The sequence below is a fragment of the Chitinophaga pendula genome (assembly GCF_020386615.1).
GTDB lineage: Bacteria > Bacteroidota > Bacteroidia > Chitinophagales > Chitinophagaceae > Chitinophaga > Chitinophaga pendula.
Genome location: NZ_CP077769.1, coordinates 4,833,049 through 4,845,776 on the forward strand (window position 1 = coordinate 4,833,049; position 12,728 = coordinate 4,845,776).

Genomic DNA, 12,728 nt, shown 5'->3' on the forward strand with positions numbered 1-12,728 from the left:
AACTATTTAAAGAGGTGAAGAGGCAGTTGATGAACCCATTGCTCATAGGTAGGGAGATAAATAGACCGCAACTTTGCATCCGGTACAACCGTACCAATACAACTCATACCTTTATGTGCCTCCTCCAACGGATAACAACCCGCTCCCACACCAGCGCCTCTGGCAGCTCCCTGCGCACCATCCGTATTATACAGCTCGATCTCCACGTTGGCAATATTGGCAAATGCTTCCGCAAATAAAGGACTCAGGAACATATTAGCATGCCCCGCACGCACCCGGCGGATGTTCATACCCATCCCCTGCATCACCGACATCCCATAACTCAATGCCGCCGCAATCCCTTCCTGCGCAGCCCTCATCAGGTGTGCACGCTGGTGTATATTAAAGTTCAATCCCCGCACCGTCGCCCCAATATCCTTATTCAACAGTATCCGCTCCGCTCCGTTCCCGAATGGATACACCTGCAGACCATGACTACCTACAGGTACCGTGGCACCAAGCCGGTTCATCGTATCATAATCCACATCCCCACAAATGTCCTTCAACCAGCTATTCATAATACCGGTACCATTCAAACACATCAACACACCATTCCGCAACACTTCCGGTTTATTATTCACATGCACGAACGTATTGACCCTGTTCTCTTTATCCGCCACCGCCTTATCATGCACCGCATACACCACACCGGAGGTACCTGCCGTTGTAGCGGCTTCTCCGGGCTCCAATACATTCAGCGAGAATGCATTGTTAGGCTGGTCCCCCGCTCGATAACAAACCGGCGTACCTGCCGCCAACCCCAGCTGCTCCGCTGCATGAGCGGTCACCATTCCCTGTATGCCAAATACCGGTACCTGCGTGGCTAACAAGGAGGGAGCTATCTCGTAATGTGACAACAGTGGCAACGCAATCTCCTGTGCCAGAAAATCCCAGCAGATACCTTCCGACAATCCGGTATCCGTCGTACAGGCTTCACCGGTAAGACGCATTGCAATAAAATCACCGGGCAACATCACTTTATCAATACGCGCATACAACGCCGGATCGTACTCCTGCACCCAACGCAACTTGGAGGCAGTAAAATTACCGGGTGCATTCAGCAGATGGGTATGGCAGTACGCCTCCCCCAACGCATGCGCCGCCCGCTCTCCAATACCCACCGCCCGGCTGTCACACCAGATAATAGCAGGCCGTAATACCTGCTGATCCTTATCCACACACACAAGGCCGTGCATCTGGTAAGCAATCCCGATACCCCGCACATCCCGGCTGTCAAAAGCATATTTTTTTCGTAGTAAAGAGGTAGCGTGGATCACCTCCTGCCACCATTGCTCCGGATCCTGCTCTGCCCAGCCTGGCTGAGGTGCCTGTATGGCCATCTCCCGGGCAGGACTACTCGCCGTCGCCAGACATATACCACTGTCGGCATCCAGCAATGCGGCCTTCACAGAGGATGACCCTATGTCATATCCCAACAGTAATCGCATATAGAAGAATTTACAACAGCTGCTACCAGTATAAAGTATATAAAGCCACCAGCAATCCGCAAATGATCAACGCACCGATAGTAAATGGAGCAGAAGTTTTGAACATACCTGCATCCACATCCAACCCCTTGGGATTGTGCTTACTCTTAGGATCTGCCAGCGATATCACCACCATACCAATGATACATATCACGAAAACGATCCCCATACGGTCAATAAAAGGTATCTCATACACACCTTTAGCATTGGCAGTCGCCAGCCCTATATCATACAGAGAAGAAAGATCTGTCCACATCGGCAGGAACTTCAACACAATAGAGAGTATAAACCCACCAATCAACGCAAACATCGCTGCACTGGAATTAGTACGCTTCCAGAAAAAACCCATAATAAACATAGAGAACACACCGGGAGATACAAAGCCGGTATATTCCTGGATAAACTGGAAACCGCCTTTTTTATCAATACCCAGGAAGTTGGAGATAACGATCGCTATGATCATCGCCACTACCACCACCTGGCGCCCTACCTTCACCACCTGCTTCTCATCCGCATCTTTATTGTATATCTTTTTATAGATGTCCAGCGAGAAGATCGTAGAGATACTATTCGCCTTACCTGCCAGCGATGCTACTACCGCCGCCGTCAATGCCGCAAAAGCCAGCCCCTTCAGACCAACAGGCAACAGGTTCAGCAACACCGGATAAGCATTGTCCGGATTCAGCTCTCCGCCTTTCATCATCTCTGCCTGGAACATACCCTGCTGATGCAATACGTAAGCCGCAATACCTGGCAACACCACGATGATCGGCATCAACATCTTCAGGAAACCGGCAAACAACAAGCCGTTACGGGCCGTCTTCAAATCAGCACCTAATGCACGCTGCGTGATATACTGGTTACATCCCCAATAGTTCAGGTTCACAATCCACATACCGCCTATCAGAATACTCAACCCCGGCAGATCCAGGTAATGCGGGTTATCTTTGTGAAAGATCATATGGAAATGATCATCCGCGTGCTCCGTCAGCAACGAGAAACCTTTCAATACACCACTTTCGCCAAAATGACTGGCCACCAACTGCAAAGCCAGATAAGTAGTAGCCAATCCCCCTAATATCAGGAAAAATACCTGGATCACATCCGTATATCCTATCACCTTCATACCACCCAGCGTAATGAAAATCGCAAATACCGCCAACAGCACCATACAGGTATAAAAGTTCACACCCGAAATAGTAGTAATAGCCAGCGCCCCCAGGTATAATATAGAGGTCAGGTTCACCACCACATACAACAATAACCAGAACACCGCCATAATAGTACTCACCGTCTGGTTATACCGCTGTTGCAGGAACTGCGGCATCGTATATATTTTGTTCTTAAGGTAAATAGGCAGAAAAAAGATCGCCACTACCAGCAAGGTAGCCGCCGCCATCCATTCATAGGTAGAAATGGCCAGCCCCATCGCAAAGCCGGAACCAGACATACCAATAAACTGCTCTGCCGAAATGTTCGAAGCGATCAAGGAAGCTCCTATCGCCCACCAGGTAAGGGAACCTTCTGCCAGGAAAAAATCCTTGCTGTCAGTGGTCGCGCGTTTCTTCTTTTGGTATATATAATAACCATAACCGGCTACAATAATAAAATACACCAAGAAAACCGCATAATCATAAAAATGTAAGCTCTTTTGCATAAAATGGTAAAACGTGGTCAGTTATGAACGTGGTCAGTTAATTAACGAATCAATATAGAAAGAATTATTTTAAATGTACAATGTACGCGTATTATTTTAATATTTCCACTCAATAGCAGCAACTGGAGTATCAAAAATGGACTTCCCGACGCTCCCCTTTCTTGAGGGACATACTTCGGACCTGGCCTTCATAGTATAGTTTTACCGTACCTCCCAGTATTGAGCGGACCCATGCCTTTTGCAGCCGGTTACCCTCCCACTCCATATCCACTACATACCCTCCCCGGGCATGCAACCCACTGATCGCTCCTGCTGACCAGGCAGCCGGTAATGCAGGCAACAGGGTTATACCATGCTCATTACTTTGCAACATAGCCTCCGCCAGCCCGGCAGTACCTCCGAAGTTGCCATCGATTTGAAAAGGGGGGTGGTTATCAAACAGGTTGTCATAGGTCGATTTTGCCAACAAAGCCTGCATGTTCTCCTGCACCTTGTCCCCCTCTTTCAGACGGGCGTAAAAATTGATGATCCAGGCCCGGCTCCAGCCTGTATGCCCGCCTCCGTGAGCCAGGCGATAGGCCAGTGTTTTACGTGCCCCCTCCAGCAAAGCCGGCGTGCTGTCGTTGATCTGCGTGCCAGGATGCAAACCGAATAAATGCGAAATATGCCGATGCCCCGGCTCCGTCTCTTCATACTCCTGTATCCACTCCAGTATACGGCCATCCTTCCCCAGGCGGGTCGGCGGCAACTGTGCCAGTATCGCCTGCATACTATCCGCAAAAGACTTGTCTGCGTGCAACAAGTGGGCGGCAGCAACATAGTCTTGTAAAAACTCCCGCGCAATCTGGTTATCCATAGTAGGCCCATACGTCAAAGACTCCGGCTTACCGGTTACCGGATGCTTAAACAGGTTTTCCGGAGAATAAGCCGGCACTGTTACCATATACCCCTCCGGACTCTTTACCAGGAAGTCCTTCAGGAACTCAGCATGTTCCTTCATAATAGGGTATGCCTGTCGCCGCAGGAACGTCGTATCACCTGTAAACAAGTAGTGCTCCCAGAAATGCAGACACATCCAGGCCGTAGCCATAGGAAACGTACCATAGTGCATCGCATTCTGCAAACCGGTCTTACCAAAAGCATCCGTGGCATGATGCATCACCCATCCTCGGGCCCCGTACATTTTGCGGGCAGTGATACGCCCTTGCGGACGGATATGATCCAAAAAAGCAAAAAGAGGAGCTGTCGTCTCCGGCAATGCCGTTACTTCCGCATGCCAGTAATTCATCTGCAGATTGATATTGGTGTGAAAGTCTGCCTGCCAGGGTGCATCCAGGTGATAATTCCATATTCCCTGCAAGTTCGCAGGTAACACCCCTGGCGAACGGGAACTACCCATCAACAGGTAACGCCCATATTGAAAATAAAGACTGGTTAACCAAGGATCAAATGCTCCCCGCTTCACTGCCGCCAACCGCTCATCCGTAGGAATAGTGTCCTGTAAGACCGCTGGCCCCAACCGCCATTTCACCCTTTCCATCAGCCGGCGATGATCAGCGACATGCGCCGCTTTCAGCCGGTCATAATCGCCTGCCCGGTAACGCCCCAACCGCTTTTCCAGCTCATTCACAGGCACAATATTATCATTGAGCCCCAAGTGCGCAAAGTCATAGTTCGTCGCACCGTCTATATAGATCACTACACCGTTTGCCTGAGATACGTTCAGAGTATCACCAGACACCACAGTCTTTCCTCCTTCCGCAAACACCCTGGCAGCACCGGCAAATTTCATATGGGCGCCTTCCGGCCCCTTGTCATTATTCCTATCCTGTATATGCCCGGACAAAAGAAGCTGGTTATTACGCACCGTCGTCCGTGCATCCTTACAGGTAACAGTACTATCAGTAGGGTCCCGCCGGTCCAGGTACAGCGCGAGCTGTAACTGCCCGGCCCTATCTGCACGGATACGGATAGCGACCACATTGGCTGGCGCACTGATAAAAGCCTCCCTGGTATAATGTACACCAGCGAGCTCGTAACGGCTGGTTGCCACTCCTGTAAATAGGTCCAACTCCCGGTAATACCCGGTAAAAGGCTGGTCACTCTGCCCGATATGCAGATTCATCAATGTCTGGTAGGAACGAAAACTACGGGCTAACTGTGTGGAATTTTCTGCATTTACCGCTATCATATTAGGCGCTGCCAATGCAGTAGCAGCCTCATTTTTACCGGCAAACAATAACTGCCGCACGGAATCCAGTACTTTCCGCGCATTGGGATTCGCATCATTAAAAGGTATTCCCGCCCATACACTCTCCTCATTAATCTGTACCACCTCATGCTGAGGATTACCCTGTACCATAGCCCCCAAACGGCCATTCCCAAGTGGCAACGAATGTAACCAGTCTTTAGCAGGTTGTCTATACCATAATTTCGGTACAGGCTGTTGCGCCTGTACAGTGTGTATACCTAGCAGCAATAATAAGATCCAACGCATAGACTAAATATACAAAACAGAAATCCGAAAATTACATCGGATTATCTCAGCATATCAGCCAGCTGTTGTCCTACCGCGGTACCGATAGCCACCCCCATCCCTCCTAATCGCACACCAATACAGATATGCTCACTATAACGCTGCACCAGCGGCTGGCGATTAGGCCCGAAAGCCATAATACCCGTCCAGCGGTCCGCAATACGAACCTCCCGGCCGGGTAATAATATCGTGCGCAGTTTTTCTTCTAATATCCCTTGCAGATGATCATTATATGCAAATATCGTCGTCTCCTCCGCCTGCATATCCAGGTGACGCCCGCCACCAAATAATACCCGCCCATGCAACTCCCTGAAATAAAAATACCCCTCATCCATGTGGAATATGCCACGGAACGGGAGATCCGGAACAGGCTCCGTAAGTAATACCTGCCCCCTGCCTGGCTGAATATCCAACTCCGGCAACAGCTCCTTGCCGAAGGCATTAGTACATACCACCAACTCCCGGCAGCTGAACCCGATCTCCTCCTGCAACGTCTCATGCCGCACGACAACAGTTGCCCCCTTTCCCGTATCAGCAATACGCACTACCGGACATCCCGTTTTGATCTCAATACTTTGCACGATGGCCAGGTCTATCAAAGTACGTATCATCTTACCCGTGTTCAACTCCCCTTCATAGTTATTACTCACCAGGGCCTTTACATAACTACCATCAAAACCAAAGCCGGCCAGTTTCGGCGTAGCCAGGCTAAACGCTGCTCCATCCAGTACCGGCTGCAATAACCGGTTCACCTCGTCCAGCTGCGCCAAAGCAGGCAACTCCTTATCGCTGATCAGTTCAAAACTGCCTTGCTCACGATAATCCATACACGCATCCCCTATCCGGGCCCGCAATCCCAACAGCCCCCGCCTTCTTAAAGCCACCAGCGATTGTACTTCGCCGGGAGACATCGTTTTAAGATCTGCTAATATTTCCGTCAGACTGCCAATACAGGCAAACCCCGCATTCTTCGTACTGGCACCAGTAGGCAATACCTCCCTTTCCAATACCAGTATACGACCTTTTTCATCCCGCTCCCGTATACTGATCGCAGTAGATAAACCTACTATACCACTACCAATAATGATATAGTCATATTGCAATAGACTTTGTTTCTCCCAATAACTTAACATACATTAAAGATAGGTGAATTCATACGTGGGTACCCGCAAACAAAAAAGCCGGCTGCCATTTTACCTGCAACCGGCATTGTCATGAACAATTATCTCACAAATATATAAATTATTAAAATATAAACCACACTTTATAGATTCACCCTCCGCCGCTCCTGTTCTCCTCCGCCTGTACGTACACGGGCATTTTTTACCTGCTTGTTGCCAAACTTCCAGTTAAAACTCAAACTGACCCGCCTGTTCTCCCAACGATTCACCCACCGGATCTTCGTATTGCCCTGATCGATATAGGAATCCCAACGTTGCTGATTAAGCGGGTCCTGGAAATATAACCTTAGCCTTCCCTGACCGTCAAAAATACTTTTCTGAATACCCACATTTATACTAAAAATAGACACCATCCGGGACTGCCCGTTTACCATCGGCGTATTATAGTAACTGGTCAGTTGTACCTTCCAGCCGTGTTTTAAACTGAAAGTCTGATCCAACGTAGCACTCATGGAAAAAAGCTCATTAACAAACTGGAATCCGGGTGTAGTCGACCTGTAATGATCATAGGACAACAATGTAGTAGCATCCAGTTGCCACCAGGAAGCAGGATGCAAAGTGGCTGTCAGATTCAACGCTCCCTTTTCAGACAATGCATTGTTGTCACTACGGGTAGACATAATATTGGTCAAGGTATCTAACATCACCAGAGAGTTATCAGCTTGATTGGTACGACTGTATTGTATGCTGGCGAAAAATAGCTGCCGGAAGCCGTATTTCACTTCTATATTGTTGGTAAACTGAGGTGCCAGATACGGGTTGCCGACCATCCTGCTGTACGGATCAATGAAAAATACAAATGGATTCAATTCCTGGTAAGACGGACGATCGATACGGCGCCCATAGGAATAACTGATTTGATGCTGCTCATTGATCTTATGTAATATAAAGAGGGATGGAAATAAATTGAGATAAGTTCGTTTCACCCGCTGGTTGAGCGTAAGTGAAATACCCTCCGATAAAGTATGTTCTCCTCTCAGTCCGGCCTGTATACTCCAGTGCGTCCACTCTTTCGACAAATTAAAATACGCTGCCTTTATCTGCTCAGTATACTTGAAATGACTGGTCTGTATAATATCAGATATCCACTTCCCTCCCAATAATGAGTCATAGCGTATATCGCTATCCGTTTTCACATTGCTAAAACGAAAACCAGTCTCTAACTTCAAAGACTTATTAAAGTACTTCGTATAGTCCGCTTTGATAGAAAAAATATCCACATCAGCAGGAACGAGATTCCGTATCGTAGCCTGCCAGGTCGCAGGTTTACCCTGATCAGAAAACTTATTTTCTATTTGCTCCATGCGGTCCTTGCCATACGTAGCCACATCTATATCGGTATTAAAGCTGCTTCCCAACGTATCCAACTCACTGGCCAGGTTCAGGTTATACCGAAAATTACGCAGCCGCTCTTTACGTTCTGTACCCGCTATCAGGTAGTCGGCCGACGGACGTTCAGGCGTTCTCAACCTAGTCAAACCATCGGTCATACTGTTAGTATTTACCAACGAACCATTCACCAATACACCTAAGGTGGTACGGGCTGTCAGCTGATAATCGATACCCATTTTAAAATTAGAACTATGTGTAAAAGGATGCCAGTAGCTGTTACGGTTCGTATACTCCTCGCCCTTTTCCCTACGTACGGTACTATTCACGTCCAGCTCATTATAGGATTCGCTATAGTTATAGTTATAGTCGCCAAAAACATTCCATTTATCCTGACGAAAATTGATAGATGTACCCGCACTGGCTTTCACATAACGTCCTATACCGGCACTGCCAAACAAAGAACCATTCAATCCGTTACCAGGATTCGTCTTCGTCCTGATGTTGATGATCCCGGCGCCACCGGCAGCATCGAAACGCGCAGAAGGCTGCGTGATCAACTCTATCTTATTGACAGTTTCTGCCGGCTGCCCTTTTAACCAATTGATCAATGCTTCCCCACTGAGAAAAGATGGCCTGCCGTTTATCCATACCTCTACGCCTTTTTTACCCATCATAATAAGGTTATCATCCTTGTCAGCGCTCATGCCGGGTGCGCTCCGCAATACCTCAAATAACGTACTACCCGTAGCCGCAATATTATTGGCCACATTCAGGATCGTTTTATCTGCCAGCATCTCGATATACGGCTTTTTTGCCGTGATGTCTATACTCTTCAGTGCCGTGACAGCCGTTTTCATAAGCAGGTCCGTAGCTATTACCTTAGCTTGCCCATCCGGTACCATTACCCTCATATAAAGTGGTGCATATCCGGTCAATCTGCCCAATAGTAAATAATTACCGGCAGCAATACCTTCCAGACGATAACTGCCGGCACTATCAGCCACAGTTCCCTTTATCAGGGTAGAATCTTTTGTCTTTAACAAGGCAACACTTGCATAGGGTAAATCCCGTCCATTAGGATCTTTAGTGTGTCCGGTGATAACATGTTGTGCCCATCCTGCTATCTGTAGCAATAATAATAAAGCGGTTAGCGCTGATCTCATGGTTGATAATATTTTACTCCCCAAAAGTCTCAAACAGTCAGCCCGATTATTTTTCTTTTATACAAGCGCCCGGTTTAGTACGACAAACCGGCTTGATGGCCGTTTTGCCTCCTTTTCATCCCCAGTAACCGTTTATCGGATAAATTGAGGCGTTTGTCTAACAAAATCCCGTATAAACCCCTGAGATAGATAAATTTGGGCAAACGCATAGAAGGATGAAGCCACAGCATAAATGGGTCAGCAAAGTCATTATATTCCTGTTAGCATTGTTGATGACATTGAATATAAGGGTCAGGTTCGATTTTCACCCAAATATATTCGTATACAACTTTACCTTGCTGAAACTAATCCTATTCTATGTCAATTACCTGTGGCTATACCCCTTATTATTGCAAAAGCGGAAATACATTCAATGGATCATAGCAGCACTCCTGCTCGTTTTCGCTACAACACTGTTACGATACACCCTGGAAGAGGTACTGGCCCGCATATTTTTAGGTATTCACAACTATGGAGAAGGCACGACCATCGCCTTTTATATAGAAGACAACTTTTTATGGCTTTCACCATATATCATACTCAGTACCCTGATACGGTTTGGCCAGACAGCGCTCACACATGAAAGACAAAGAGCAACCCTGGAACAGGCAACAACAGATGCTGAACTGGCCTTTTTGAAGTCGCAGATCAATCCGCACTTCCTCTTCAATACACTTAACAGCATTTATTCCCTGGCCTATCAGAAGTCCGACCAGGCCCCACAGGCCATCTTGAAACTTTCCGAGATCATGCGGTATATGCTCTACGATAGCGAAGACAAAAAAGTGCCGTTGGATAAAGAAGTGCAATACCTGCATAGCTATATTTCTTTGCAGAAAGTGCGATTTAAGGACACGATCTATGTAGATCTGCTGGAAGAAGGGAATACTAATGGTTTGTACATCGTACCGCTGTTACTGATTGCCTTTGTTGAAAATGCCTTTAAACATGGCGTATTGCAGGATCCGTCAGACCCCGTATTGATACAGATCACTATTGAACAGCGTACCTTGCAGCTATATGTACAAAACAAGATCAATCAGGAACAAAAGGACGAAACCGGAGGGATCGGTATGCCCAACATACAACGGCGCCTGGCATTACTATATCCAGGCAAACATACGCTTAGTACGGCACAAAAAGACAGTCATTACATTTGTGAACTGACCCTTCAGTTAGATTAATAAAGTTTATGCAGAAAATACGTTGTATAGCAGTAGATGATGAATTGCTCGCACTGGATATTATTGTAGACTATATCAGTAAACTCCCGTTCCTGCAACTCATACATAGTGGAACGGATGCCCTGGAAGCCTTGCAATTGGTACAAAACGGCCAAATAGACCTGGTGTTCCTCGATATACAAATGCCGCAACTGAGCGGCTTACAGTTCATGAAGATCATAGGCAATAAGGCCCGTGTAATCTTGACAACCGCCTATCCACAATATGCACTGGATGGCTACGAACATAATGTAGTGGACTACCTGCTTAAACCGGTTGCATTTGATCGTTTCTATAAAGCGGTAGAAAAGGCCATGTCCGCTATACAACCTGGGATAGTGCCATCACCTGCCGAAAAACCGGCTACTCCTATCCTGCCGGATTTCATATTCGTAAAAACAGATAGTAAGATGGTAAAAGTGATGCTGGCAGATATCTTATATGTAGAAGGATTGAAAGATTATCTGGCTTTACAGACCACTACTGATAAGATCATTACCCTGCAGAATATGAAACGTATGGAAACCATCCTTCCTTATCCTGCCTTCATGCGGGTACATAAATCATATATCGTTTCGCTGGCCAGGATAGATACCATAGAACGCAACAGGTTATTTATACACAATGAGGTTATTCCTATCGGAGATACCTACCGGGATGCGTTTTTCCGGCAGATAGAACAGCGACAGTAGTATATCCCCAGCTATTTATCATAATAATTCACCCGGGAATATACTACTACACAAATGGACGATCCATGCCCCCTTACACCAGGTAGCCGAATAAATTATCGTCCTTATTCAGTTCTGTATACTGGAAATTGTACTTCTGGAAGTTAGCGATCAGCTGATCATAGTCTTCCCGTTTTCTAAGTTCTATCCCTACCAGAGCCGGACCTGTCTCCTTGTTGTGCTTTTGAATGAACTCGAAGCGGGTAATATCGTCATCCGGCCCCAGTATATGATTGAGGAACTCTCTCAATGCACCCGGCCGCTGCGCAAAACGAACGATAAAATAATGTTTCAGCCCCTCGTATAGCAGGGAGCGTTCTTTGATCTCCTGCATACGGTCAATATCGTTATTACTACCACTGACAATGCAAACCACCCGTTTCCCTTTTATCTCTTCGGCATAGGCTTCCAATGCAGCCATGGACAATGCACCTGCCGGCTCTACTACAATAGCGTCCTCATTGTATAACTTCAGTATGGTAGAACATACCAGGCCTTCCGGCACCAGGTGCATCTTGTGCAGTACCTCCCGGCATATATCGTAATTCAGCTGCCCTACCCGTTTCACAGCTGCACCGTCTACAAAACGGTCGATGTCAGGCAAGGTAACAGGACTACCGTTCTCCAGGGCCTGAGACATAGAAGGAGCCCCCTCCGGCTCTACACCTATAATGCGGGTTTGCGGGCTGTAAGTTTTGAAATAAGTACCTGTACCGGCAGCTAATCCGCCCCCCCCTACAGGAACAAACAGATAATCGATCTTACTGAGGTCTTCCAATATCTCAACGGCTACCGTGCCTTGTCCTTCTATAATTTTGGGATTGTCAAAAGGAGGAATAAAGGTCATCCCTTTTTGTTGGGTGAATACCTGCGCTTCGGCCGCACAATCATCGAAGGTATCACCTACCAGCTGTATACTGATATTGTCTCCTCCGAACATACGTACCTGCTTTACTTTTTGTTTCGGTGTAATGATCGGCATGAACACAACTCCCTGTATATTCAACTGTTTGCATGCATAGGCAAAACCCTGCGCATGATTACCCGCACTGGCACAGGTAACACCTTTGGCCAGCTGCTCTGCAGGAAGACTGCTGATAAGGTTGTAAGCTCCGCGTAATTTGTAAGAGCGTACGATCTGCATATCTTCCCTTTTCAGATATACATCACAATTATAACGCCGGGATAAAGTTGCACTGTACGTCAGTGGCGTACGATTGATCACTGTTTTCAACTTCACCGCTGCATCGAGGATGTTCAGTGAGTTGATATTGTTCAGCACCTGGCTCATGCAATTCTCTGTTTGATATGGCTATAATACAAGTAAGGTTGTAAAGTGC

Annotated in this window: 8 protein-coding genes; 2 read left to right on the plus strand and 6 right to left on the minus strand. The window is 47.2% G+C overall.

The window, feature by feature from the left end:
• Positions 1 to 2: 2 nt before the first annotated feature.
• From KTO58_RS17400 to KTO58_RS17420, 5 genes are all read right to left on the minus strand, one after another.
• Complete coding sequence (locus KTO58_RS17400; RefSeq protein WP_095838143.1) at positions 3 to 1,487, minus strand: xylulokinase; 1,485 nt, start codon at positions 1,485 to 1,487, stop codon at positions 3 to 5.
• Positions 1,488 to 1,509: 22 nt separating this feature from the next.
• The gene (locus KTO58_RS17405; protein WP_095838142.1) at positions 1,510 to 3,183 is read right to left on the minus strand and encodes a sodium/sugar symporter; all 1,674 of its coding nucleotides are present in this window, start codon (positions 3,181 to 3,183) and stop codon (positions 1,510 to 1,512) included.
• 130 nt (positions 3,184 to 3,313) lie between these two features.
• Complete coding sequence (locus tag KTO58_RS17410) at positions 3,314 to 5,680, minus strand: glycoside hydrolase family 95 protein (RefSeq protein WP_095838141.1); 2,367 nt, start codon at positions 5,678 to 5,680, stop codon at positions 3,314 to 3,316.
• Positions 5,681 to 5,721: 41 nt separating this feature from the next.
• Entirely contained in the window at positions 5,722 to 6,852 is a 1,131-nt protein-coding gene (locus KTO58_RS17415; RefSeq protein ID WP_095838140.1) for an NAD(P)/FAD-dependent oxidoreductase, read from the minus strand.
• 131 nt (positions 6,853 to 6,983) lie between these two features.
• On the minus strand, positions 6,984 to 9,395 hold the full coding sequence (locus tag KTO58_RS17420; RefSeq protein WP_095838139.1) for an outer membrane beta-barrel family protein: 2,412 nt from the start codon (positions 9,393 to 9,395) through the stop codon (positions 6,984 to 6,986).
• Between the two features lie 215 nt (positions 9,396 to 9,610).
• Here KTO58_RS17420 and KTO58_RS17425 point away from each other — a divergent pair, with 215 nt between their 5' ends.
• Both KTO58_RS17425 and KTO58_RS17430 read left to right on the plus strand, forming a co-directional pair.
• A complete protein-coding gene (locus KTO58_RS17425; RefSeq protein WP_095838138.1) occupies positions 9,611 to 10,618 on the plus strand; it encodes a sensor histidine kinase in 1,008 nt (335 codons plus the stop codon).
• Between the two features lie 8 nt (positions 10,619 to 10,626).
• The gene (locus KTO58_RS17430) at positions 10,627 to 11,349 is read left to right on the plus strand and encodes a LytR/AlgR family response regulator transcription factor (RefSeq protein WP_095838137.1); all 723 of its coding nucleotides are present in this window, start codon (positions 10,627 to 10,629) and stop codon (positions 11,347 to 11,349) included.
• 73 nt (positions 11,350 to 11,422) lie between these two features.
• Here the strand turns inward: KTO58_RS17430 and ilvA are convergent, their stop codons facing one another.
• Positions 11,423 to 12,679, minus strand: a complete 1,257-nt coding sequence (gene ilvA, locus KTO58_RS17435; protein ID WP_095838136.1) for a threonine ammonia-lyase IlvA — start codon at positions 12,677 to 12,679, stop codon at positions 11,423 to 11,425.
• Positions 12,680 to 12,728 lie beyond the last annotated feature (49 nt).

Bases quoted from the DNA above. Each gene is read 5' to 3' on its own strand.
- KTO58_RS17400 (WP_095838143.1), bottom strand. From the start codon at position 1,487: ATGCGATTACTGTTGGGATATGACATAGGGTCATCCTCTGTGAAGGCC.
- KTO58_RS17405 (WP_095838142.1), bottom strand. From the start codon at position 3,183: ATGCAAAAGAGCTTACATTTTTATGATTATGCGGTTTTCTTGGTGTAT.
- KTO58_RS17410 (WP_095838141.1), bottom strand. From the start codon at position 5,680: ATGCGTTGGATCTTATTATTGCTGCTAGGTATACACACTGTACAGGCG.
- KTO58_RS17415 (WP_095838140.1), bottom strand. From the start codon at position 6,852: ATGTTAAGTTATTGGGAGAAACAAAGTCTATTGCAATATGACTATATC.
- KTO58_RS17420 (WP_095838139.1), bottom strand. From the start codon at position 9,395: ATGAGATCAGCGCTAACCGCTTTATTATTATTGCTACAGATAGCAGGA.
- KTO58_RS17425 (WP_095838138.1), top strand. From the start codon at position 9,611: ATGAAGCCACAGCATAAATGGGTCAGCAAAGTCATTATATTCCTGTTA.
- KTO58_RS17430 (WP_095838137.1), top strand. From the start codon at position 10,627: ATGCAGAAAATACGTTGTATAGCAGTAGATGATGAATTGCTCGCACTG.
- ilvA (WP_095838136.1), bottom strand. From the start codon at position 12,679: ATGAGCCAGGTGCTGAACAATATCAACTCACTGAACATCCTCGATGCA.